Source organism: Paenibacillus xanthanilyticus, assembly GCF_042682185.1.
GTDB lineage: Bacteria > Bacillota > Bacilli > Paenibacillales > Paenibacillaceae > Paenibacillus_Z > Paenibacillus_Z xanthanilyticus.
In genome coordinates this window covers 2,994,505-3,018,074 of sequence record NZ_JBHUHA010000002.1, presented here as the reverse complement: position 1 = coordinate 3,018,074, position 23,570 = coordinate 2,994,505, and the positions used below count along the sequence as shown (strand labels likewise).

Here is a 23,570-nt window from a genome sequence, read left to right as displayed (position 1 = left end):
CAAACAACAAAAACGGCCGGAATGACAACGTCATTCCGGCCGTTTTGCATGCTAGACCAAAGGCAAGTATAGATAATAACCATCGCTGAGCCAATTGCCCAAGACGCTGTCGATCGATCTGGGTTTGAATCTCACCTGCAAGGAGAGAAAACTACTGTTCTCCACGCCAAGTTCATCCCAGTTGTCGACGAACACGACTAATTCATTCTTCGCGGTCCCGCGCTCGATCAACGTCACATTCAAAGCGCCAACCGGTTCGCTGCCTTCCATCACGAGAATCTCCTCGATGATCGTCGGATCGAGCACTTCCGTCTGCAGCAGCCGCAACGAGAGATCGGCTTCAAAGCTTAGCGTAATGCGATCCTCTTCGAGATCAGGGGTAATCGTCACATCGAGCGGATCGGCTTCCAGCAAAAGCTCGGGATCCCCGGACGGGGCTTCGATCAGCTTGGCGGTAACGCTGTGGACGAAATAGACGCCCGGATCGTCCTCGGCGCCTTCTTCCAAAGGAGCCAGCCCGATCGTCAGGATTTGCCCGCCCTCTACAGGCTGCCAATCGAAATCGAACACTCTGCCTTCAACGGCATCGATAAACGCCTCTTCTACTTGGCTTCTGGCGTATTCCAAGAGTATTTCGCTAAAACTAATCTTGAGCGGCGCGTCGACCGCCAGATAAGCCGGACTCAATGCCGCTTCTCCGTCATGATAAGCGCTCTCCACGACGAATGGATGGAAGTCAAGGTAATAGACAAACTCCACCGATTGCGACTCCGCAACGACCACGTTCTCTTCCGTTAACAAGGCCGCGTCCTCAACCGACGAAGCTTCGTAGTCGTCATCTTCATAAATATCAAAGCCAACCTCGCTTTGTAAATACAGGCGCAATTGCCCTGCGGTCAGGCCGGCCGGTAGATGAATGACCATCGCATCATTGTCGATCTCAACCGAATCCGACGCGTACTCGCCAACATGCAACGGCGGTTCGACGTAGAAGATCGTGATTGGGCGGGACGGAGCCGAGACGTTGCCCGCTGCATCGACCGCAAACAGGACATAAGCTTCGGCATTCAGTTCCATGGCTTCAAACGTTACATCCGACTCCGAAAACTCCCGCTTCAACCCTCTCTCGCCGGCCACAATGGCCTCCAGCTCGTATACGCTGACATCCGAGGTTACCTCTTCGTTGGCCGGTATGATATAGATCATGCCCGATTCGTTGCTTTGCGCGTAAATGCGTCCGGTCTGCATCGGGATCCTCTCGGCTAGTTGGCCTTCGGCATCTTCGCTTGTCGAGATCTCAATCGTAGGCGCTTCAACATCCGACTCCTCATACTCTTCGATGTAAATCGAGTCGGACCACGTCGATACTTTCAACGCCTCGTCCACGGCGTAGAGGACGAACTCGCCGGTACCCAGTTGGCTTGCCTCGAAAACGATGTTCTCTTCCACAAATGGTCGGCTGTACCCGACCTCGTCCGAGACTAGGGCATTCAACGCCTCCAACGTCATCTCCGGAGAGGCTTCCCAGGCCGGGATGACGAAAATCGTGCCCGCTTCCGTGCTATTGGCCCAAATGCGGCCGCCATTCAGCGGAATCGTCGTGCCATATTCGCTGGTCCACACCGTTATTTCCGGCATAAACTGATCTTCTATGCCGATCGTGCTTGACGGCGCGGATACATTACCCGCCTCATCGACCGCATAGAGGACGTGGTCGCCTTCGCCCAAATCCCAGGCTTTAAAGAGAACGTACTCCGATGTAAAGGTGCTTTTCAGCCCTTTTTCTTGCGTGATCAATTGTTCCAGTGCCTCGGCGGTAACGCTAACCGGCAACGCGTCTTTAAGCACCGCATAAACTGTGCCTGGTTTCGTGCTGCTCACCCAAATGCGGTCCTTCTCCAACGAGATCTGGGCCAATTGCTCGCCGGATTCGCTCGTCTTGTAAGTCACCGTCGGCGCCGTTAGATCTTGGACCGCAATCGCGCTGGTGGGCACCGACACATTGCCGGCTTCGTCGACGGCCAGTACCGCGAAACTGCCAATACCTAGGTCGCTCGCCTCGAACACCGCATCGGCGTCCGAGTAAGGCTCCTTGCGCCCATGCCCCTGCAGCACGAGGGACTCTAGTTTCTCTTTCGTTCTTGCCGACTCGACGTACGAATGAGGAATTACATAGATGAATCCGGCTTCCGAGCTGCTTGCCCAGATGAGGCCGCCCTCTAACGGGATCGTCGTGGTCAGCTTGCCATCTTCGCTTGTTGCGACCGTCACCGTCGGCGCAGTTAAATCTTGGACCGCAATCGCGCTGGTCGGCACCGACACATTGCCGGCTTCGTCGACGGCCAGCACCGCGAAACTGCCAATACCTAGGTCGCTCGCCTCGAACACCGCATCGGCGTCCGAGTAAGGCTCCTTGCGCCCATGCCCCTGCAGCACGAGGGACTCTAGTTTCTCTTTCGTTCTTGCCGACTCCACGTACGAATGCGGAATGACATAGATGAATCCGGCTTCCGAGCTGCTTGCCCAGATGCGGCCGCCCTCGAACGGGATCGTCGCGGTCAGCTTGCCATCTTCGCTTGTTGCGACCGTCACCGTCGGCGCCGTTAGATCTTGGACCGCAATCGCGCTGGATGGCACCGACACATTGCCGGCATCGTCGACGGCCAGCACCACGAAGCTGCCAATACCTAGGTCGCTCGCCTCGAACACCGCATCGGCGTCCGAGTAAGGCTCCTTGCGCCCATGCCCCTGCAGCACGAGGGACTCTAGTTTCTCTTTCGTTCTTGCCGACTCGACGTACGAATGAGGAATGACATAGATGAATCCGGCTTCCGAGCTGCTTGCCCAGATGAGGCCGCCCTCTAACGGGATCGTCGTGGTCAGCTTGCCATCTGCGCTTGTTGCGACCGTCACCGTCGGCGCCGTCAGATCTTGGATCGCAATCGCGCTTGATGGCTCCGATACGTTGCCTGCTTCATCGACCGCAAACAGTACGTACCGGTCTAAGTTAAGCTCTCTAGCGTTAAACGCGACTTCGCCTTCTCTGAACGGGCGTTTCGTTCCGTGCGAGTCTGCAACCAGCTTCTCAAGCGCTTCCGCGGTTCTATTCGTGACCTGATCGGCGAGCACTGCATAAATCATGCCCGCTTCCGAGCTATTCGCCTTAATCACTCCGCCTTGCGAGATCACTTCAGCCACGCCGCCTTCGCCATCTTCGCTCGTCCAGACCGTCAGCGTCGGGGCCGCCATATCCTTGACTTCGATGGGGTTGCTTGGCACGGACACGTTGCCTGCTGCATCTGCCGCCAATACCAAAAATTTGCCGGCCCCCAAATCGCTCGCGGAGAACGTCGCGTCGGCGCCCGTAAACGGTTGTTTGCGGCCCAGCTCTCGTTCGACGAGCGAGTCTAGGTCGTCCACGGTTCGAGCCGACTCCACGTAGTCCCAAGGAATGACGTAAATGTCGCCAAACTCCGTGCTGCGGGCCGCGATAGTTCCGCCTTCCTGCGGAATTACCTCCGCCGGATCTCCGGGTTCATCCTCGCTCGTTGTTACCGTCACCGTCGGCGCCGTCAGATCGCGGATTGCGATCGCGACCGACGCGGACACGTTGCCGGCTTGATCGACCGCAAACAGCGCGTAGTCGCCGATGCCCAGCTCGCCCGCCTCGAAAACGACGTCGGTCGCGGTGAACGCGCGTTTCTGACCGAATCCGTCCGCAACCAACGCAGCCAGCTTCTCCGCGTCGACTCCAAGCGTCACCTTGCCTGCGAGTACCGCGTAGATTGCGCCCGCCTCCGTGCTGATGGCCGTTATCGCGGCTTCTTGCGAGATGGTCTCCGCTTGGCCGCCCTCAGGATCCTCGCTCGTCGTGACGGTTAACCATGGGGCCGTCGTATCTCGGATTGCAATCGACTGGGAGGGCGCCGACACATTCTCGTTTCCATCTACCGCAAAGAGAACATATTCCCCGACACCGAGCTGTTCGGCTTCGAACCGAACATCCGCCTCCGTGAACGGACGCTTCAGGCCTTTACCGCGCGTAACCAAATCATCCAGGGCAGCCGCGGAAACCGCCGCCGGCACCTGGTTCGCAAGCACTGCATAGATCGCGCCCGACTCGGTGCTGCCCGCCCAAATACGGCCTCCATCGAGCGGGATCGCAGCTGCCTGCTCGCCCGACGCGCTCGTCTTGACCGTCAACTCGGGAGCCGTCAAATCTTCAATCTTAATCGCGCTCTCCGGAAGCGACAAGTTGCCGGCCTCATCGACGGATACGACGACGAATAGACCAGGCCCCAGCGAACTGGCCGGGAACGTGACGTTCGCTCCCGTAAAAGCCTGCTTGCGCCCCCACTCCCGTGAAACAATGTCATCCAACTGAGCAACCGTTCGTACCACCTCGACGAAATACGCTGGAATCACATAGATTGCGCCATTCTCCGAGCTCCACGCTACGATGCGCCCGCCATCCAACGGAATCTTGCTTGCCGGGGGCTGACCGATGACGTCCCCGGTTGACACCATAAGCTTCGGTCGCGACTGATCGATCCAAATCGCGCGTTCCACCTCAACGCTCGCCGACATCGCCGTTAAGACCTCGCCGTCCTGCATGTACGCCGCGATCTTGACGGTATCGTCCAACAACTTCTCGCCGAGGAGATAAGACGTGATATCGACGGATATCGTTACCGTCTCCTCCGATGCCGCACGGTTAAGGGCACCGATCTCGTCGCCGTTCAGCTCATGAACGAACGATTCGAAATTCCCTTCGCCGCCGCGGATGTCTACCACGACCCGGTCGCCGAGTTCGTAATCCGTCTCCGCCCCGTGATTGCCCGGCAGCTCAACGTCCACCGTGACTGGCGCTTCCGACCAGTCCAACTCCTCGCGCGCCGGCCGATTGAACACATACAGACCTTCTTCGTTCAACGGGAACTCAGCTGACAACGCAACCGCCACAGGCGGCAGCGGAGCAGACTTCGCCGCGATCTCCACCTTGCGGCTAGCCGACGCCTGCCCCGAAGCATCCTTGGCATGAATCTCGTAGCTCCCCGCCTCAAGCAAGGCGGTAGGCAGGCTGCATCCATCGGCTACGCTGCAGTCAAACGCGACATCGTTCGCCATCCCGCGCTTCGTCAAATACACCTTCGCTTGCGGGTCATTCACCGTGACTTCGATTGGTTCGCCCTGCACGACGCGATCCGGCGCGGTCAGAATGATCGGCGCAACGTCGATGCCGAATGTTTCATTCGACGGGCTGCTCACCGCCGCGCTGCTTTGGGAGGCATTCGCGCCATTGCGCACGAGCGCGCTGTAGCTAATCGCGGCAAGATCGGCTTGCTGCTCTTCCAGGAACGAAGCAACGTCGAAATCAAACGAATCCGCTTCGGCCGTCCGCTTCATGCGGGCCACGTCCGACGCCTTCAATGTATAGGTGTAGGAGGTTTCCCCCACCGTCAGCACGATCGTATCGCCCGGGCGATAATCGTCGAAGCCGCCCTTCGCGCCCGGCAGCGCGACACGCAGCGAGGCACCCGCAGCGCCTTCATCCGTGCCGAGCTTCTGCCGGTCCGCTTCGCTGAAGAGGCCGTCCGCGAGCAGCGATCCCGGCGTTAGCCCGACCGACAGCGGCGCCGGTACCGTACGGTACTTGGCCCCGACCGGCTTGAAGGCCGCCAAGCTCGCCTCGATCCGGACCCGCGCTGCGTCGAGGACGCGCTGCGTTGATGATGCCGACGCGGCCACGGTCAGCGCGTGCTCCCGGGATGCGCCAAGTTGGCTGCGTTCGGCGTCCGTCCGACCTTGCGTCGCCGCCAGCATCGCGTCCGCCTGGGCGATCGCCGCCTGCAGCCGCGTCCGATCCGGCAGACCCAGGTCCAGCAGGGAAAGCAGGAACCGCACGTCCGTGCCGTCCAATCCGGCCTGTCCGGCAATATTGGCATCGCCCCTTGCGGCCTTCAACCGGTTCATATAGGTCACCGCATCGGCCAGCGCAAAGCCGCTGCCCTCGGGGTCAAGCTCGTTCTTCAGCTTGAGCGCCCCGGATTCGGTGACGATCCGGTACGACGCGAGCTCCGCATTGCCGGAGCCTGCCACGATCCCCGCGCCAAACACGGTATTCGCCGCCACCGCGACGTCGACGTAATCACCGGCCGCCGTCTGTTCCAGCACCACGAATACATCGCGATCTTCCGCATACGCCTCGGCAACGCCGCCGGACTGTCCACTCAAGCCGAAGGCTTCCTTCGGCAGCGCCAGCGCATCGCCCGCCCCGGCAAGCACCCGGTCGAACGTCAGCACGAGCGTCCGCTCATCAGCCATTCGCCCCGCGATCGCCGCCGGAGCGCCGGTCTCGCTTGCCGCGATGGCGTTGGCATGGCCCATATCGATAGGAACAACGCCCCATATTAATAGAAAAGCTAGTCCAAACCCCGCTATCCTACGCAACTTGATCACCCTTTAGTATGAGTTTTCCTAGCGCTAATTCTATCATATTCCATCTGTAGTCGATATGAAGGATTGCGAATTTCCTAAAGGATCCCGGTTAGATCGGGATGCAAAAAAGGGCCATCAGCCCCAAGAGTCGTCCTCTTGGCCCGATAGCCCTACCGATCTGTCTTATTTTACACGCATGAGCGTACCGCTCACCTGACGGTCGACGAACCATTGTTCAATACTCTTTGTGTCCATCGGCTTGCCGTAGTAATAGCCCTGCATGATGCTGCAGCCACGCGAGAGCAGGAAGTCGATTTGCTCCTGCGTCTCCACGCCTTCGGCGACGACCTGCAGCTTCAAATGGCCCGCGATCGCGATGATTGTGCTAATAATCGCCTGCTTGGATTCCATGGCGCTCTGACGAACGAAAGACTGGTCGATCTTCAGCACGTCGATCGGAAGCTCGTCCAGACTGCCCAGCGAGGAGTACCCCGTCCCGAAGTCATCCATGGAGACATGGACTCCCAGCGCGCGCAGCTGCTGCAGTTGCTCCACGGTGTCCGCCACCTCCTGCATCGCGATCGATTCGGTAATCTCCAGCTCGAGCAGCGAAGGGTCGAGCCCTGACGATTCCAGCGCGTCGTGCACCATCTGCACCAGCGCGCCGCCTTCGAACACGCGGATCGACATGTTCACCGATATCCGAACGTGCGCCATCCGGCGCTTCTGCCAATTCCGGTTCTGGGCGCATACGTCGCGGAGCATCCAGCGCGTCATCGGCACGATCAGCCCGGTCTCTTCGGCGATCGGAATGAACTCCACCGGGGACACGAGTCCAAGCTCAGGATGCCGCCAGCGCATGAGCGCCTCCAGACCGATCAGTTGGTTCTCCTTAGCATCCCATTTCGGCTGGTAGCAGACGAACAGCTCTCCGTTGACCAGCGCCTTGCGCAAATCCCGCTCCAGCTCCAACCGACGCACGTACTTGCGGTCGATGTCCTCGTCGAACAGCCGGTATTGGTTGCGCCCGAGCTCCTTGGCCTGATAAAGCGCCATGTCGGCGGTCTTGAGCAGCGCCGTCCGGTCCGTGCCGTGATCGGGCGCCAAGCTGATGCCGATGCTGATCGTCAGATGGATCTCGCTGCCCGCGACGTCCATCGGCTTGCGCAGCACGCGGACGATATTCGCCGCCAATTCCAGCGCGTCTTCCTTCGAGCCCTTGGCCGAGGCCACGAGGAATTCGTCACCGCCCAGCCGGAACACGGTCTGGTCGCCCGTCACCGCCTGTTTCAGCCGCTCCGCCGCCTCTTTGATCACGATGTCGCCGGCGTCGTGCCCGAGCGTATCGTTGACGTTCTTGAAGCGATCCAAGTCAAGGAAAAGCAAAAAGCCGGTTTCCTTTCCATTAAAGGAAGTCTCAAAATAATGCAGCAGGCGATGGCGGTTAAGCAGTCCAGTTAGCGCGTCATAATAAGCCATGCGCTCCAATACCGTCCGATCGAAGAACATGACGCCAGCCGATATCGCCAAAATAAGAAAGGTCGCCATCACGACCGTGATCAGCATTAAAAACTGAGGCGGAGAATCGCCGACGGCGTGGTGGACGGCCATGGCTTCGGCGCTCATCTGAAAATTCGTCGCGAGCATGCCCGTATAGTGCATCCCGCAGACGGCAAGACCCATGACGAACGAGCAGATTAGCTTCCAATAAGAGAAGCCTTGCACGTTTCTTAATTTGCCGAACAAGAAGAGCGCGGCGTACGAAGCGCCGACCGCAATGCCGACCGACAGGAACACCATCGACGCGTTGTACGTCACGATCACAGGCTCTTTGATCGCCGCCATGCCGGTATAGTGCATCCCGACGATGCCAGCGCCCATGTACAAGCCGGCGAAAACGCGCCGCCAGTATCGGATGTTCGTAAGCGCCGTCACGCGGAACGCGATGAAGGAGGCGCCGATCGAGAAAATCATGGAGGCGGCCGTCGTCCACACGTCGTACTGCACGTTGACGCCAAGATGAAAGGCCATCATGCCGACGAAGTGCATCGACCAGACGCCGGCGCCCATGATAAAGGAGCCGATGAACAGCCAGACGGTCCGGCTCCTGCCGGATACGCGGGAAATCTTGCCTGCCAAATCGAATGCGGAGTAGGAAGCGGCAACCGCGATGAGAAAGGATAAAGCAACAATCCAGTTATTATAGTGTCCTTGCATGTCATCCATATTGCTCTATCCTCTCCAGTCAGCCCATTCCTGATGTTACAGTTATTATAAATGATAATGATTCTAAAAAGAATCATCAGTATTCGCCAATTCGACAAAATGAGACAAATAATTAGACCAAATTCGACATTCATCGCTTAATTGCTTACGCAAAAGGCAGTGTCAACGCATAGCGGCGACGCGCGATGCATACCGGAGATTTAGAGGCGTGCATAAATGTGAAACTTATGCCAAAAAACCTTGGCCGCCTGTCCGAAGACAAGCAGCCAAGGCTAACCGAATCGGCCGCGTCGAAACCGATCGAAACCCAGAAGCTTGCGCGGCACGCCGCGCCCAAGACGCTTCGAAAGCGCGTCGGCGGCTATCCAATCCCGACGTCCGAACCGTCTTACTTAATGACAAGCACGGGCACCGACGCATGCTGCACCACATTGTGGCTGACGCTGCCCATCATGAACTCCCGCAGGCCGCCGAGTCCCCGGCTGCCGATGACGATCAGCGCGGCGCCGTTCTTGTCGGCGTACTGCAGCAGACTGTCGGCCGGACTACCCTGCATCAGCGTAAGCGAAGCATGGGGCAGGTGCGCCGTCCGCTTGCCGGCTTCGGCCAGCAGCGCTTCGGCCCGGTCGTACATCTCCTTCTGCATCTCGGCCGGCGCGTAGATCGTCGCTTCGGGCACGACCATATACGGCACGTTGTAGACGTGTACGACGCTCAGCCGCTCCGCCAGACCATTCTCGGCCAGCTTGATGGCGTATTCCAATGCCCGCCAGGCTTGGACCGATCCATCGAATGCCGCGACCACATGGGAAAATAACATGGGAGAACCCTCCTTCTGTCTTTTACCTTAGGAGGATTATTACCCGTTACGCCGGCCGGCAACGCAAAGACACGGCATTCCCGGAGCCAATCGGGTGGGATGCCGTGTCCGGGATTCAGAATTCCCGTTAGCCTTGCGCGCTTGCCCTTCGCTGCTGCTTCATCGCGTCGAGCTCCAGCTTCACGCTGTCCTCGAAGCCGTCCAGCCGGGCCGAAGCCGCAGCGCCCCACTGCCCTTGTACTTGCTTGCGCGCCGTCGCGGACGCTTCCAACTGCCACACCTTCTCCTCCATGCGGGCGAAGCCGCGCGCCGCCTGGTTCGGATCGAACGCGCTAAGCGTGCTGCTCGCCCGCTCCATCGCTTGCGCCGCCTGCACCCGGGAGATCAGGTACTGCTTCTTCGCCTGCAGGGCGTCGTACGTATGCTTCATCTGCTCGATCTGCTCGCGCAGCTGAGCCGTCTGTTCCTGCAGCGATTGGTACTGGCTGCGGTAATGCGCAAGCCGCTCCTGATGGATGAGCTTCTCGCGAATCGCGATGGTCGCGATGGCGTCCTCTTCGCGGTCGACGGCCAGCTCCGCCTGACGGCTGCGCTTGGCCAGCAGCGCCTCGGTCTGCTCGATGAGCGCGGCGTGCTTGCGCTCGGCCAGCAGCTGCAGCGACAGCGCCTGCACCGCCCGGTCCAGCTGCTCCTCCAGCTCGCGAATATACTGCTTCACCATGTTGATCGGATCTTCGACCTTGTCCAGAAAGCTATGCACGTCGGATTGCACGATCGTTTTCACTCGTTTGAAGATACCCATTATTTGTTCGCCTCCTTATCCAGTTGCCGTTCCCATTGATCGAGTATGTGGACTTGATGATGTGCGGACGACGGCGCAAGCCAATCCGCCGAAGCCGTTAACTCAAGTGGTTCGTTCGATGTTGTTCTTCTGCGCATGAAGACGTAAGCCGCGACCGCAAGCGCCGTAATGACGATCGTCCAGAACGACAGCAGCGACCAGAGCGCCAGCAGCGCGAGGAGGGCGCCGCCCCATTTCAGCACCGACTTGCCTTTCGCGAACAACGCCGCGCCGATCAGCAGCACGCCGATCTTCAGCAGCAGGTGCGCGAAGGAGAAGCCTCCGCCGTGTCCGCCGCGAATGCCTTGCTCGATGCGAGGGCCCCCGCCCAAGAACGGGCTGCCGCCGCGTCCGAAGCCGGCCTCGTGCCCGCCTCTTGGCCCGTGCATGCCGCCATGCGTCCAGCCGGAGCAGATGAGCAGGACAACCACGGCCAGCGCCGCGAGCAGCGGCCATTTCAACTTTTTCCATCCCGCGGATTTCATTTCGTTCTCACCTCCTTGGCGTTTCGTACAACCCTAGCCTACAAGCGTTTGGTGAAAAAACGGTGAAACGGAACATTCATGTTCCGGTCAGGTTTATTTCAGCTTGATTTCAGCTTGTCCTGTTAAGGTATTCGCACACGCGCAGGAAGAAAGCGAGGGGATCGAACGATGAATCTATTACTAGCGGAAGACGATATTCGTCTCGGCGAATTGATCGTACATATGATGAGCGTCAAGACCGGCGGCCGGATCGATTGGGTCATGACCGGGGAGGAAGCGTACGATTATGCGATGGCCGCGGCTTACGACGTGGTGCTGCTCGACTGGATGATGCCGGAGGGCGACGGGGCGACGGTGTGCCGAAGACTGCGCCAAGCCGGGTATGCCGGCGCAATCCTCATGCTGACTGCCCGGGACACGCTTCAGGACCGGGTGGCGGGCCTCGATGCAGGGGCGGACGATTACCTGATCAAGCCGTTCGAGATCGACGAGCTGCTGGCGAGGGTGCGGGCGCTGACCCGCCGCAATTTCGCGCCATTAGTGGAAGAGACGGTGCAGCTCGGCGCCATGCGGCTGAACCGGAGCAGTCATGAAGTGCAGCTCGGCGATCATCGGATTGCGCTCACGCCAAGGGAATTTCAAATCGTGGATCTGCTGGCCGTCAACCGGGGACGGGTGCTCACGCGCGAGCTCATTCTCGACCGCATCTGGGGCTACGATTCCGACGTCAGTCTGAAGGTCATCGACGCGACCGTCAAGCTCGCGCGCAAGAAGCTGGAGCTGGCCGGGCAGAAAGGGCTCATCCAGAGCGTCCGCGGCGTCGGGTACCGTATCCATGCGTAGGCGGCTCGGCTGGCGCAAGAAGGAGCGCCCCGGCGATATCATCCGCCGGACCAGATGGCGGCTCACCGCCCAGTACAGCCTGCTGCTGCTCCTGCTGCTCGGCTTGTTCGCGGGGGCGGCGTATTCGCTGCTCGAGGCGTCGGCGCGCAGCGAGCAGGAGAGCAGCGTCCAGGCGCTGCTGGAAGACGAATTCCGGCTCATTAGCGAGCACGACGGCAATACGCGGGGCAAAGGCTTCATGGCGGAGATGGACGACTATTTCGCGGTTGGCGGCGACCAGGCGTTCTATTATTGGATCGACGCCCAAGGCAGTCTTTTGTTCGGGGACGAGAACCAAAGCGGTCTGCGCGAGCAAGCGCTTCAGTCGTTCCGGCAGTGGAATGACGGCGAGGACGAGCCCCGCGTCATCGAACTTCGCGCGCAGAGCCGGCTTCGGCGGGATCGGGACGCCCGTCAGGAAGGCGGCGAGCGCACGCCTTACCTCGTCGCCAGCCGGACGATGTCCGCCGGCGGACGGGAGGTCGGCACGTTGTTCGTGGGCATCGACATCTCCTCGCAGGAGCGTATGCTCCGCAGCGCGGCGTTCGTGCTGGGCGGTCTGACGCTTGTATTCGGGATCGCGGCCGTCTATATCAGCCACTTGATGTCCAAGCGGGCGATGGCGCCGATCGAGCGGTCGCTTGCGCGCCAGCGCGAATTCGTCGCCGATGCGTCGCACGAGCTGCGAACCCCGCTCAGCGTGCTGCTCGCGTCGATCGAAGCGCTCGGCATGAGCGCTCCGCCTTCTTCGGGACGGGGGGAAGCGGATCGATTCGCCGCGCGGACGCTCGGATATATGAAGGAGGAAGTGAAGGGGATGACGCGCTTGGTCGGCGACCTGCTGCACTTGGCGCGAACCGATTCGGGCGCGGCTCAGCTGCGGTTGGAATGGTTCGATCTGAGCGCCAGCGCGGAGCGGACGCTGCAGGGCATGACGCCGCTATTCGAGGCCAAATCCATGCCGCTGGCTTTCCACGCGCCGGAGCAGCTGCCGGTCTACGGGGACGAGCAGCGGCTGATGCAGCTGCTCGTCATTCTCCTCGATAACGCGCTGAAGTATTCGCCTTCGGGAAGCCCCGTCCAGGTGACGATCGCCGAAGAGCGGACACGCCAGCAGCGCGCGGTCATGCTATCGGTCGCCGACCGGGGCGCCGGCATTCGGCCCGAGGATCAAGCGAGAATCTTCGAACGGTTCTACCGGGAAGACAAAGCCCGCTCCCGCCAGCACGGCGGCCACGGGCTGGGACTTGCGATCGCGAAGCAGATTACGGATGCGTGCGGCGGCACGATCCGCGTCAAGAGCGCGCCAGACGAGGGAAGCACCTTCACGGTCCGCATGCCGGCCGAATTCCGGTAATGCGGCCACAAGCAGAAGAACCTCCAACCCGCTTCACGGCTGGAGGTTCTTCCTTGTTGCTCGGACATACCGAGCGCGTAAGATTACACGTTCGCCGTGCCGCCGCGCACCGTCTTCACTTCATACATGCTGACGTTCGAGCTGATGACGTATTCCGGCTTCGGCTTGCCCGCGTTCTGGCGATGTCCTTGGATATGCACATCGCTCTTCTCCCAGTTCTTCCACGCCTCTTCGGACTCCCAGCGGATCATGACGAGCACTTCCTCTTGGTCCTTGGCGCGCTTGTTCACCATGACGGTGCGATCGATGAAGCCCGGCATGCCTTCAATCGGGCTCTCCTGGCTGAAACGTTCGACCACTTGCTCGGCATGGCCTTTCTCGATAATGATCTGTCTCGTTTGAATTAACATGCGCGCACCTCCGCGTAAAATAAAATCGAATTTGTGCAAAATAAGCCTTGTTGACGGAATAGGTTCTGCTGAAATGGCTGCCGGGCAGCCGATCAATTGCATACATTTGTATACATACCTATTCTAAATGATAGTGATTCTCAATGTCAATGAAAACGAAACCGACCGCAGTCTCCCTCATACGAACGGCACTTCCTATAAAGCGAATAACCCGCCGCCTCATGATGCTCATGACGGCGGCAGGCTTCCTATAAATAATCATCGGGCGCTCAATCAGTATGCGCATTCTATCGGCAAGCACGCTAGGAGCTCTTCCGAAGCGGCTTGCACGCTTCTTGCGGGATATACAGCCGCACGTCCGCCGCTTCCTGCAGCCGCCGCGAATGCGCGTCATGCAGCGCGTCGACCGTCACGATGCCGAGCGCCCCCGCTTCGACCTCGAACCGCTTGATGCTGCCTAGGATGGAGACGCCGCTCACTCGGCCGCTGACGACCACGCAGGCTTCCTCGACGCCAGCCGGCGCCTCCGAAGCCGGCCGAATGCCGATCGCCTCCGGCCTGACCGCGAACAGCTCGCCCGGCGGCCAACCGGTCAGGCCCGCGTCCGCGAGCCGTGTCCGCTCCCACACGTTATAGCTGCCGATGAAGCGGCTGACGAACTCCGTCGCCGGCGCGGCGTAGATGTCCTCCGGCGCCCCCTCTTGCTCGATGACGCCTCGATTCATGACCACGATGCGATCGGAGATCGTCAGCGCTTCCTCCTGATCGTGGGTCACGAACACGGTCGTCATGCGCAGCTTGCGCTGAATGGCGCGGATCTCCCCGCGCAGACTGCGCCGGATTTGGGCGTCCAGGGCGCTGAGCGGCTCGTCGAGCAGCAGCACCTTCGGGCGCTTCACGAGCGCCCGCCCGAGCGCGACGCGCTGCTGCTGGCCGCCCGAGAGCTGGGCCGGGTACCGGTCCTCCATGCCTTCGAGGGCGATTATGCCGATCATCTCCTCCACGAGCGGCATATAGGCGGCGCGCTTCATACCCTCCATCTTAAGCCCGAAGGCGATATTCTCGAACACGGTCATATTCGGGAAGAGCGCGTACGATTGGAACACCATGCCGACCTGCCGCGCCTTTGGCGGCAGCGCCGTGACGTCGCGTCCTCCGATCACGATCGAACCCTCGTCGATGTCGGTTAATCCCGCGATGGCCCGCAGCAGCGTGCTTTTGCCGCAGCCGGACGGTCCGAGCAGCGTCACCAGCTCGCCTTCCCCGATCTCAAAATGGACCCGATTCAGCACGGGTTGCTGCTGATACGCCTTCTGCACGTTCCCGATCCGAACGAAGCTCATGACGATTCCTCCTTTGCGGCTGACGGCGTCCTCTGCCGGGCTTCCAGCGCCCGAGCTTCAGGATAAGGCCGGATAGAATCAGAATAAGCGCGAAATACGCGATGACGACCGCGCTCGCCGTCTGGCCGGTCGATTTCATTTCGTTATACAAATACATCTGCACCGTCTCGTACTCGCCGCCGACGAGCATCTTGGCCATGACGAACTCGCCGAATATAATCGAAAACGACAGCAGCGCCGCCACCATCGTACCCGGCAAAATATTCGGCAGGATGACCCGGCGGAACGCGGTCCATCGTCCCGCCCCGAGCATCTCCGCCGCCTCCATCAGCTCGCCCGCCCGAATCGTGCGCAGGCTGCCCCGGACACTCTGGTAGATGTACGGCTGCACGAGCGTAAGATAGACCCCGATCAAAATCCACGGCGTGCCGGTGATCGGCAGCGGACCGCGGGAATACAGCTTCATCAGCCCGATGGCCGAGACGACCGGCGGAAAGGCGAACGGCAGCAGCGCAGCCGCCTGCATCGCCCGCTCCCACTTCGGAAAGTAGACGGCGAGCACGAAAATCGCCGGCACGAGCACGAGCAGCGACAGCGCCACGCTGACGGTACCGACGAAGACGCTGCGCCCGATGGCCTCCAGAAAACGGACGTCGGTGAGAATCTGCCGGTACCACGCCAGCGTGTACCCGTCCGGCAGCAGCTCGGACTGCCACTGCTTGGCCAGCGAGAACACCAGCGTCGCGGCGATCGGCAGAAACAAGTAGACCATCAGCAGCGCGATGACGGAACCATGCCACAGCTTGCTTCGCTCCATTATAGCCCCCTCCTTCTCGAGAGCCGGCTCATCCATTCGTTCAGCAGAATCGCCGACAGCATGATCGCGGCGAGGATCACGGCCAAGGCGCTGCCCAGCTCGAAATTCGGGAAGATATCGCCGGAGACGAGCGCCGAGATGCGGATGGAGAGCAAATTGTATATCGAGCCCGTGAGCGCGTACGCCGTCGCATAAGCCCCGAGCGCGTTGGCGAACAGCATCCCGAAGGTGCCGACGATCGAAGGCAGCAGCATCGGAATGCCGATGTGCCGCCAGAATCGGAACGCCGAGGCGCCCAGCACCGCGGCCGCTTCCCGCCACTCCTCGCGAATGCCGTAATAGGCCGGATAGAGCAGCATAACCGCCAGCGGCACTTGAAAATAAACGTAGATAAGCGTCAGCCCCAGCTCCGAATACAAATCGAAGTCGCCGAACGAGTCGATGCCGAATGTGCGCGCGATGATCGTGAAGACGCCGTTATTGCCCATCAGAATCATGAACGCGAACGCCAGCGGCACGCCGGCGAAGTTGCCGATCATGTTCGTCAGCATGAGCAGCGAATCCCGCATGCGCGTCGTATACCGGGTGATGGAATAGGCGCAGAGCAGCGCGACGAGTATCGCCATGACGCTGGAGAGAAGCGCAATGCGCAGGCTGTTGGTCAACGCCTGCACATAGATGGCGCCGCTCAGCCCTTTGACGTAATGGCCAAGGGTCAACCCTTGGCCGTCGCTATCCTGGAAGCTCATCAGCAGCATGCGAGCGATGGGTACCAGTTCGAAGGCGCTGATCCAAATCACGAACGGCAGCAGCGCCAGCAGCATTATTTTACGTTGGCTTGCACCTGCTCTAACCATGCGTTCGGCAGCTCCTTAAGGGCGTTCTCCCACGCCTTGAAGTCCTGGATCGGCTTCGCGTTCGCGTATTCGTCGCCGCCGATCAGCTTGCTGCTCACGTCGTCCGGCAGCTTCACGCTATCGCGGATCGGTCTGGCGTACCCTTTGGCCAGATTGATCTGCCCTTCATCGCTCAGAATATAAGCGCGCGCCAGCTTCGCCGCATTCGGATTTTTCGAATTCGCGTTAATGATCGTTGCGTAGCCGCTGATCACGCTGCCCTCCGACGGAATATGCACGTCGAATTTGGCCGCATCGATCTGGTCGCGGTAGCCGAGCGCATTGAAGTCCCACAGCAGCGCCACCTCGACTTCGCCCTTCTGAATGTTCGGGACGCTCGGTTCTACCTTGGAGATGCGGTCCTGCTTGGCCAGCTCCGCGAAGAAATCGAGCCCCGGCTGCAGATTTTTCTCGTCCCCGCCGAACGCGAGCGCCGCTGCGAGCACCGAATGCTGCGCCTGCGCCGCCTTCGTTACGTCGCCTACCGCGACCTTGTACGCGCCGGCCTTCACGTCCGCCCAGCTCGTCGGGCACTTGTCCACGAGCGTGTTGTTGCACAGGAAGGAGATCGACCCGGTATAGCCGACGATCCAGTCGCCGTCGTCGTCCTTCGCCCAATCCGGGATCTCATCCCAGAACGGCGTCTTGTATTTCATCGTCAAGCCCTTCTCCTCGGCCAGCGGGCCGAACGCGATGCCGACATCGCCGATATCCGGCGGGCTGTTCTTCTCCGCCTCGAATTTGGCCAGCTCTTCCGCGCTCGACATGTCGGTATCGGTATGCTCGATCTTGTATTTGGTCTTCAAGTCCGCCCATGTATCTTTCCAGTTCGCCCACGAATCCGGCATGCCGACGCTGCTCAGCTTGCCCTCCTGCTCCGCCAGCGGCGCCAATTGTTCGATCGTCGGATTGTCTGCGGCCGCGGTTTGATTGCCTGTCGTTTCGGTACCGGCATCCGCATTCGCGTTCATATCGGCACTTGCGTTCGCATTGGCGCTTGCATTGGCATTCGCATTCGCCGCTTCATTCCCGCTCGACGAGCACCCTGCCAGCAGCAGTCCGCCCGCCAATACGATCGCGGACAGCTTGACGGCTTTCGTAGGATTCCCCTTCATTCCCCTCATCCTCCCAATTTATGCATCTGTATCTGTGCAATACCGGGAACGCCGGTTTTGCAATGACCAATGTCTCACAATCCGTTCATTCAAATTGACTACTCTTTAAGTTTAATGACCGTTTGTGTGGTCGCGAGAAAAATATACCGCACAGTACCAACTGGAGCAACGCAATTTATTGTAAAAACTTGTACGATTTTTACAAAATATTCACACCCCCTGTTGTCCGGCGCAAGACGGAGCGTTCACGCCTCGGGAAACGCAAAAAGGCGGCTGCGCTTTTCATTCGCGCAGCCGCCTCGTGAGCGGTCTCTCCCCTATGCCTTTACTGCAGCACAACCTTGTCGCCCGGCTCCAAACCCTTCAACACTTCGGTCTTCTCCGGCGTCTCCATGCCGACCTCGATATCCCGGCGTTCGGTCGCGCCGCCGCCTTGATCCAGCATGACGTAGGACTTGTCGTTCTCGCGCATGACCGCGATCGTCGGCACGACGGTGACGTTCTCCTTGCGCTCGGTCTCGATCTGGCCGTTCAAGCTGAGGCCGGCGATCAAATATTCGTTCGGCGCCAGGCTGATGACCACCTCGAACTGGGCCGCCTGGTCGATGTTGTTCTGATCCGTGCCCGTCTTGGCGAACTTCGAGACGCGCAGCACTTTGCCCTCGAGCTTCAGCTCCTTCTTCGCGTTCATCTTCACGGCCACCGCCATGCCCGGCTTGATCCGGAAGACGTCCTGCTCGCCGACGAGCGCGATGAATTGGAGCTTGTCCAGGTCGACGATCTTGCCGATGTACTGATTGTCCGTCACTGCCTGCGGCCGCTTGCCCGCCGATTCGTATAGGAAAATCCCGGTTGCCGGGGAACGGAAATCGGCCTTGCCGACGAGCTCCTTTTTCTCCGCTACCGTCTTGCGCTGAATGGTCGCGGTCACGTCGTTCAGCTCGCGCGTCAGCCGGGCCAGCTCTTCGTTGGCATGCGCGCGCTTGCGCTGCGTCTCGGTGATGCCCAGCCCCGTCTCCTCTTGATCCAGCTGCGCGACATACGCCTGCAGTTCGGCCTCCAGACTCGCCTTGCGCAGCGATGCCTCCTCCTGCGCGATCTCGTTCTGCAAGGCGGTGCGGTCCAATTGAAACAGCACGTCGCCCTGCTTCACCTGCTGCCCATCGGCCACCTTCCAGCTCGTGACCTTGGAGCCGAACGGCGCGTAGACCGCCGTCTCCTGCTCGTAGAGCGACTTGCCTTTCACCTCGACGGTGTTCGATATCGTCTCCCGCGTTACCTCGAAGGTAATCGCCTGCGAATCCGCCATGCCGTCCATCGGCTGCGCGGGCGGCCGCGAGACCATGTACAGCCCGCCGCTGATGCCGACCAGCACGATGCCGATCATCAGCCATTTGATCGTCCGTTTCATTGCCCTTGCTCCCCCTCTGTAGCGTCTATGCGCCGTCTAATCTCGCCGGATGGCCGTCAGCGCGTCCGTGCGCGAAGCGCTGATGGCCGGATAGATGCCGGATATGATGCCCGTCACGATCGCGAACGCCATGCCGATCGGAATCGCCGTCAGCGGGATGAAGATGACGACCGCGTCCTGGGCATCGGCCAGCTTGTTAATGAGGGCGTTGATCCCCCATACGATCCAATACGAGAACAGCACGCCGAGCAGACCGCCCAGGAACCCGAGCAGGCCGGCTTCGACGATGAACATATTGCGAATTTGCGCCAGGTTGGCCCCGAGCACCTTCATGATTCCGATTTGACGCCGCCGCTGATAGGTCGACATCGTCATGGCGACGACGATCGAGATCGACGCGATGATCAGGATGAAGACGCCGCCGCCAAGCGCGACCGCCTTCATAATTTTGAACTGGTCGGTCAGCCGTTCCTTCTGATGCAAATTGGTCATCGTGCTGAGCGTCAGCTTCTGAATCTGCTGCTCGACGGCCTTGATATTATCCTGGCTGTCCACCTTCACCAGCACGGAGTTGTACGATTGACCGGTGCCCGCCGCCGGCGCCGCGCCGAAATCGCGCCGCAGCTGCTCGGCCGTCTCCAGCGACACGTACGCCTTCTTATCGTTGATCAACGCGTTCTCGCTTACGCCCGCGGGCTTCTTCAGCACCCCGGCCACCTGCAGCGGCGAGCTCGGCTTCGCTTGCCCGCCTTGCGGGTTGTAGCCCTGCAGCTGAATCTGCCGCTGATACAGCGCGGCCGGCACCCGCTCGAGCTTCTGATACTGCTCCTGCAGCTTCTCGTCGTACGGATTTTGCGACAGCTGGTCCAGCAGCTTCCGGCGCGTCTCCTCGTCCGCGAGGCCCAGCGTGCCGCCGTAGCTGAGCACGACCGACCCGGCCAGCTCGCTCGGCCCACCCTGCATGAATGGCTTGTCGAACGGCTCCAGCATGGTCAAATCCGTGCCGATGACCTCGACGTACGACTTGCGGCCATCGGTCGTCTGCATATCCATGTATCCCAGCTGCTCGAATGGCGCGACGGCTACCACGTGCGGCAGGCTGCGGATAACCTCCACCTTCTGACCGGTCAGCTTGCCGCGGTCCAGCTCCTCGCTGTCCGCCTGCGCGCCTGCGCCGCCGGACGGGTTGCCGCTGCGGACTCCCTCGTTGGCGGAGACGGTGATCTCGTCCATTTTGAAAAAGCTGTTCAACTCGTGCTCGATATACTGCTGCGCCGACTCTCCGATGCTCATCGCAAGGATGATCGCCGCGCAGCCGATCGAGAGCCCCGCCGCGCACAGGCCGGTGACGACCTTGCGCCGCCTTACCTGATCCCAGGACAGCCGGGTCAAATCGCGGACTCTCATCGCGCCTCACCTCCGGCCGCGGCTGCAGCTTCCCTCTCCGCCTGCTGTTCCGTGATCAGCCGCCCGTCCCGCAGCGTGATGATGTGCTGCGTCTGCTGGGCGACCTCCCGCTCGTGCGTCACAATGACGAACGTCGTACGGAGCGTCTCGTTCAGCTGCTTAAGAATGGCGAGAATTTCTTCTTCCGTCCGGGTATCCAGATTACCCGTCGGCTCGTCCGCGAAGATGACCGACGGCTGGGTAATGAGCGAGCGCGCGATGCTGACCCGCTGCTGCTGGCCGCCCGAGAGCTGCGACGGGAACAGCTCCGCTTTGTCCGGGATGCCGACCTGCTCCAATAGCTTCATCGCCTTCTGCTTGCGAATGCCGGGGGCGACCGACTGGAAGACGAGCGGCAGCTCGACATTCTCGCGCACCGTCAAGTTATCGATGAGCTCGTACGCCTGAAAAATAAATCCGATATGACGCCGTCTGAACTCGGCCAGCTTGTTCTCGCTCATCTGCACGATGTTATGATCGGCGATATAGATCGCGCCCTCCGTCGGCTTCATGAGTCCGGCCATCAAGTTGAGCAGCGTCGATTTGCCCGAGCCCGAGCTGCCGAGCAGCGCGACGATCTCGCCCTGGTTGACCGTAAAGTCCACCGACCGGAGCACGGGCGTAATCTCCGTCCCGTTCTTGAACGAATGGGACACGTTCTCTACACGCAGCAACCGCGCTTCCCCCTTTTGTTTAACGTTGATTGTCAAACAATCCATTATTTAAGAAGAACTACCGCTCTACATAGTTTTAGTTCGACGCAAGGCGAAGCGGCTGCGCCGTCCTTTGCGGCGATGCGCGTTTCGCTTTAAACGGCCCTTCCAACGAATAGACGTTCCGGTAGGATGCTATGTAGTCTACTCCATGACCATGGTATCGTTTCATAGTTTTCGTGTAAATCGGTCTGCAGAATGACGTACACCCCGCTCTCCGCCCAGCTTTCCGTCGCCAAACGTTCCCGGTTTGTTCGCATCTCCTGCTTTTTCCCGAAGCCGGGAGGAAGGAACCTATGCTACACTACCAATAGTATTTTCATAGAAACCGTTAAGGAGAGGTTGCGGGCATGAGATTGGTATCTTGGAACGTCAACGGGCTGCGCGCCTGCGTCAATAAAGGCTTTAACGATTACTTTCAAGAAGTAGACGCGGATATTTTCTGCGTGCAGGAGACGAAGCTGCAGGAGGGGCAAATTTGCCTCGATCATGGGGACGCTTATGCGCAGTACTGGAACTATGCCGTGAAGAAGGGCTACTCGGGCACGGCCGTGTTCACCAAACGCAAGCCGCTGTCCGTCTACTACGGGCTGGAGGAAAACGAGGAGCCGGAGGGCCGCACGATTACGCTGGAGTTCGAGGACTTCTACCTGGTCAATGTCTATACGCCGAACGCCAAGCGCGACCTGTCCCGCCTGCCGTACCGGCTGGAGTGGGAGGACCGGTTCCGCGCCTATCTGCTCGGGCTCGACAGCCGCAAGCCGGTCATCGTGTGCGGGGATTTGAACGTGGCCCATGCCGAGATCGACCTGAAGAACGCGAAATCCAACTACGGCAACTCCGGCTTCACGGACGAGGAGCGCGGCAAAATGACCGAGCTGCTGGCGGCTGGCTTCACCGATTCGTTCCGTCATTTCCACCCGGACCGGGAAGGGGCCTACACGTGGTGGTCGTACATGGCCAAGGTGCGCGAGCGGAATATCGGCTGGCGGATCGACTATTTCCTCGTCTCGAACCGGCTCGTGCCGCAATTGACGGGAGCCCGCATCGACGCGGATATTATGGGCAGCGATCATTGCCCAGTCGTGCTCGAGCTGGCGGATGCCTAAATAAGCGAGAAGCGGTAAGCAACGCGACAGCAATAAGCAAGCGACGCGGCAAGCGCAAAAAGAAGCATTCCTCATGAAGACGGAATGCTTCTTTTTGCGCTGTTCGTGAAGACGTCAGCGCGATTCGCCACTGGCCTTGGCGAGCTCCTCCAGCAGCCGCTGGCTGCTCCTCTCCAGCTGCATCGGATAAAGCCGCACCTTCTCCGGGATCGCCTTGAGCAGCTGATCGTAGACGGCGGCGGAGGCATAGACGAGATCGGCGTCGGCCAGCATGTCGGCCGGGAATGCTTTCTCCCGGGCCTCCAGTACGCTGGGCACGATCTGCGTAATGCCGGCTTCCTCCACGCGCGTCGCCATCCACTGTCCGCCGGATCGGCCCAGGCATGCGAAGCCGACGCGCGTGCCGGCCTCCAGCCGGGCCAGCTGCAGCAGCCCCGCCGGGTCCAGCGTCGCGCCGATGACCTCGACCGGAATATCGAACGGCGCGAGCATCGCCTTCACCTCGTCGGCGTGATTGAGCGTTGCGATGACGAGGCCGGCGCGTCCGATGGATTCGGTCACCGCCTCCCGTCCCGAACGCAGATCCTCCACGAATACGGTGCGGACTGCTTTGCCTGTAATCCGCGCGATCTCGTCCCGATAGAACAAATGGTCATGCTCCCTGCACTCCACGAGCGCGATATGGCGCCCCTCCTGCGGTTGGTCCGTGCTGAGCAGCGTGTAGGCAAGCGACGCCAAGAAGAACTCCTCCAGCGCGATGCCCTGCGAGCGGGCCTCCTCGATCGTGCGCGCGAGCAGCTCGTGCATCGGCCGCCGCTTCTCCCGAAGCTTCGCGACGACCGGTCCGCTGACGACCTGGGTGCCGCGCCCCTTCTGAATGTTAAGCACGCCCTCGTCGCGGAGCTGCGTGTAGACGAGATTGACGGTATTGCGATTAATGCCGAGCGCGTCCGCCAACTGATTGGCGGCGGGGAGCATGTCGCCCGGCTGAATGAGACCGATGCCGATGAGCCACTTGAGCTGTTCCTTAACTTGGATGTTTACGGAAAAGGATAGCTGGGAATCCACTTTTAACGACAACTCGCGATTCACGGTTTTCCCCTCTTTTCATAGTCGACTAGCTGTATGTTGATTTTACCACGCGGGCATGCCGACAGGCATGTGAGAAAACCAACCAAATTTACTGGCATTCCCTTGCAAATTCCCGCGCAATTATAATAATATATACCTAGTTATCTATGTATTATGAAAAAGAGGTGTT

The 23,570-nt window shown here is 60.1% G+C and carries 17 protein-coding genes; 3 read left to right on the top strand and 14 right to left on the bottom strand.

What is annotated here, in order from left to right; all coding sequences use genetic code 11:
- Positions 1–51: 51 nt before the first annotated feature.
- The 5 genes from ACFSKT_RS30765 to ACFSKT_RS30745 all read right to left on the bottom strand — a co-directional run bounded on the left by ACFSKT_RS30765 (position 52) and on the right by ACFSKT_RS30745 (position 10,810).
- Complete coding sequence (locus ACFSKT_RS30765) at positions 52–6,387, bottom strand: fibronectin type III domain-containing protein (protein WP_377776381.1); 6,336 nt, start codon at positions 6,385–6,387, stop codon at positions 52–54.
- Positions 6,388–6,621: 234 nt separating this feature from the next.
- Positions 6,622–8,664, bottom strand: coding sequence for a bifunctional diguanylate cyclase/phosphodiesterase (locus ACFSKT_RS30760; protein ID WP_377717527.1), 2,043 nt, complete (start codon positions 8,662–8,664; stop codon positions 6,622–6,624).
- 388 nt (positions 8,665–9,052) lie between these two features.
- Positions 9,053–9,484, bottom strand: coding sequence for a universal stress protein (locus ACFSKT_RS30755; protein WP_377717526.1), 432 nt, complete (start codon positions 9,482–9,484; stop codon positions 9,053–9,055).
- Between the two features lie 127 nt (positions 9,485–9,611).
- Complete coding sequence (locus ACFSKT_RS30750; protein ID WP_377717525.1) at positions 9,612–10,286, bottom strand: PspA/IM30 family protein; 675 nt, start codon at positions 10,284–10,286, stop codon at positions 9,612–9,614.
- A complete protein-coding gene (locus ACFSKT_RS30745; RefSeq protein WP_377717524.1) occupies positions 10,286–10,810 on the bottom strand; it encodes a hypothetical protein in 525 nt (174 codons plus the stop codon). The genes ACFSKT_RS30750 and ACFSKT_RS30745 overlap by 1 nt, the downstream gene beginning before the upstream one ends.
- A 168-nt stretch (positions 10,811–10,978) precedes the next feature.
- Here ACFSKT_RS30745 and ACFSKT_RS30740 point away from each other — a divergent pair, with 168 nt between their 5' ends.
- Both ACFSKT_RS30740 and ACFSKT_RS30735 read left to right on the top strand, forming a co-directional pair.
- Positions 10,979–11,653, top strand: a complete 675-nt coding sequence (locus ACFSKT_RS30740) for a response regulator transcription factor (protein ID WP_377717523.1) — start codon at positions 10,979–10,981, stop codon at positions 11,651–11,653.
- Entirely contained in the window at positions 11,646–13,049 is a 1,404-nt protein-coding gene (locus ACFSKT_RS30735) for a sensor histidine kinase (protein ID WP_377717522.1), read from the top strand. The genes ACFSKT_RS30740 and ACFSKT_RS30735 overlap by 8 nt, the downstream gene beginning before the upstream one ends.
- A gap of 83 nt (positions 13,050–13,132) precedes the next feature.
- On the opposite strand, the gene ACFSKT_RS30730 is transcribed toward ACFSKT_RS30735, so the two are convergent.
- From ACFSKT_RS30730 to ACFSKT_RS30695, 8 genes are all read right to left on the bottom strand, one after another.
- Entirely contained in the window at positions 13,133–13,459 is a 327-nt protein-coding gene (locus ACFSKT_RS30730) for an antibiotic biosynthesis monooxygenase (protein ID WP_377717521.1), read from the bottom strand.
- 302 nt (positions 13,460–13,761) lie between these two features.
- The gene (locus tag ACFSKT_RS30725; RefSeq protein ID WP_377717520.1) at positions 13,762–14,802 is read right to left on the bottom strand and encodes an ABC transporter ATP-binding protein; all 1,041 of its coding nucleotides are present in this window, start codon (positions 14,800–14,802) and stop codon (positions 13,762–13,764) included.
- Positions 14,729–15,619 carry an ABC transporter permease gene (locus ACFSKT_RS30720; RefSeq protein WP_377717519.1) on the bottom strand — a complete coding sequence of 297 codons (891 nt, stop codon included), beginning with the start codon at positions 15,617–15,619 and terminating at the stop codon, positions 14,729–14,731. The genes ACFSKT_RS30725 and ACFSKT_RS30720 overlap by 74 nt, the downstream gene beginning before the upstream one ends.
- Positions 15,619–16,476 (bottom strand): ABC transporter permease, encoded by an 858-nt coding sequence (locus ACFSKT_RS30715; RefSeq protein WP_377717518.1) that lies wholly within the window; start codon positions 16,474–16,476, stop codon positions 15,619–15,621. The genes ACFSKT_RS30720 and ACFSKT_RS30715 overlap by 1 nt, the downstream gene beginning before the upstream one ends.
- Positions 16,443–17,630, bottom strand: coding sequence for an ABC transporter substrate-binding protein (locus tag ACFSKT_RS30710; RefSeq protein ID WP_377717517.1), 1,188 nt, complete (start codon positions 17,628–17,630; stop codon positions 16,443–16,445). Before ACFSKT_RS30710 ends, ACFSKT_RS30715 begins: the two co-directional genes overlap by 34 nt.
- 325 nt (positions 17,631–17,955) lie before the next feature.
- Positions 17,956–19,041 (bottom strand): efflux RND transporter periplasmic adaptor subunit, encoded by a 1,086-nt coding sequence (locus ACFSKT_RS30705; RefSeq protein ID WP_377717516.1) that lies wholly within the window; start codon positions 19,039–19,041, stop codon positions 17,956–17,958.
- A gap of 36 nt (positions 19,042–19,077) precedes the next feature.
- The gene (locus tag ACFSKT_RS30700; protein ID WP_377717515.1) at positions 19,078–20,448 is read right to left on the bottom strand and encodes an ABC transporter permease; all 1,371 of its coding nucleotides are present in this window, start codon (positions 20,446–20,448) and stop codon (positions 19,078–19,080) included.
- Positions 20,445–21,161 carry an ABC transporter ATP-binding protein gene (locus ACFSKT_RS30695; protein WP_377717514.1) on the bottom strand — a complete coding sequence of 239 codons (717 nt, stop codon included), beginning with the start codon at positions 21,159–21,161 and terminating at the stop codon, positions 20,445–20,447. Before ACFSKT_RS30695 ends, ACFSKT_RS30700 begins: the two co-directional genes overlap by 4 nt.
- 389 nt (positions 21,162–21,550) lie before the next feature.
- Between ACFSKT_RS30695 and ACFSKT_RS30690 the strand changes: the two genes are divergently transcribed.
- Positions 21,551–22,309: an exodeoxyribonuclease III gene (locus tag ACFSKT_RS30690; RefSeq protein WP_377717513.1), complete on the top strand. Its 759-nt coding sequence runs from the start codon at positions 21,551–21,553 to the stop codon at positions 22,307–22,309.
- Positions 22,310–22,423: 114 nt separating this feature from the next.
- Here the strand turns inward: ACFSKT_RS30690 and ACFSKT_RS30685 are convergent, their stop codons facing one another.
- Positions 22,424–23,401 carry a GntR family transcriptional regulator gene (locus ACFSKT_RS30685; protein ID WP_377717512.1) on the bottom strand — a complete coding sequence of 326 codons (978 nt, stop codon included), beginning with the start codon at positions 23,399–23,401 and terminating at the stop codon, positions 22,424–22,426.
- Positions 23,402–23,570: the final 169 nt, after the last annotated feature.

Excerpts from the sequence above, each read along its gene's own strand:
- ACFSKT_RS30765 (WP_377776381.1), bottom strand. The coding sequence starts at position 6,387 with ATGGGCCATGCCAACGCCATCGCGGCAAGCGAGACCGGCGCTCCGGCG.
- ACFSKT_RS30760 (WP_377717527.1), bottom strand. The coding sequence starts at position 8,664 with ATGGATGACATGCAAGGACACTATAATAACTGGATTGTTGCTTTATCC.
- ACFSKT_RS30755 (WP_377717526.1), bottom strand. The coding sequence starts at position 9,484 with ATGTTATTTTCCCATGTGGTCGCGGCATTCGATGGATCGGTCCAAGCC.
- ACFSKT_RS30750 (WP_377717525.1), bottom strand. The coding sequence starts at position 10,286 with ATGGGTATCTTCAAACGAGTGAAAACGATCGTGCAATCCGACGTGCAT.
- ACFSKT_RS30745 (WP_377717524.1), bottom strand. The coding sequence starts at position 10,810 with ATGAAATCCGCGGGATGGAAAAAGTTGAAATGGCCGCTGCTCGCGGCG.
- ACFSKT_RS30740 (WP_377717523.1), top strand. The coding sequence starts at position 10,979 with ATGAATCTATTACTAGCGGAAGACGATATTCGTCTCGGCGAATTGATC.
- ACFSKT_RS30735 (WP_377717522.1), top strand. The coding sequence starts at position 11,646 with ATGCGTAGGCGGCTCGGCTGGCGCAAGAAGGAGCGCCCCGGCGATATC.
- ACFSKT_RS30730 (WP_377717521.1), bottom strand. The coding sequence starts at position 13,459 with ATGTTAATTCAAACGAGACAGATCATTATCGAGAAAGGCCATGCCGAG.
- ACFSKT_RS30725 (WP_377717520.1), bottom strand. The coding sequence starts at position 14,802 with ATGAGCTTCGTTCGGATCGGGAACGTGCAGAAGGCGTATCAGCAGCAA.
- ACFSKT_RS30720 (WP_377717519.1), bottom strand. The coding sequence starts at position 15,619 with ATGGAGCGAAGCAAGCTGTGGCATGGTTCCGTCATCGCGCTGCTGATG.
- ACFSKT_RS30715 (WP_377717518.1), bottom strand. The coding sequence starts at position 16,476 with ATGGTTAGAGCAGGTGCAAGCCAACGTAAAATAATGCTGCTGGCGCTG.
- ACFSKT_RS30710 (WP_377717517.1), bottom strand. The coding sequence starts at position 17,630 with ATGAAGGGGAATCCTACGAAAGCCGTCAAGCTGTCCGCGATCGTATTG.
- ACFSKT_RS30705 (WP_377717516.1), bottom strand. The coding sequence starts at position 19,041 with ATGAAACGGACGATCAAATGGCTGATGATCGGCATCGTGCTGGTCGGC.
- ACFSKT_RS30700 (WP_377717515.1), bottom strand. The coding sequence starts at position 20,448 with ATGAGAGTCCGCGATTTGACCCGGCTGTCCTGGGATCAGGTAAGGCGG.
- ACFSKT_RS30690 (WP_377717513.1), top strand. The coding sequence starts at position 21,551 with ATGAGATTGGTATCTTGGAACGTCAACGGGCTGCGCGCCTGCGTCAAT.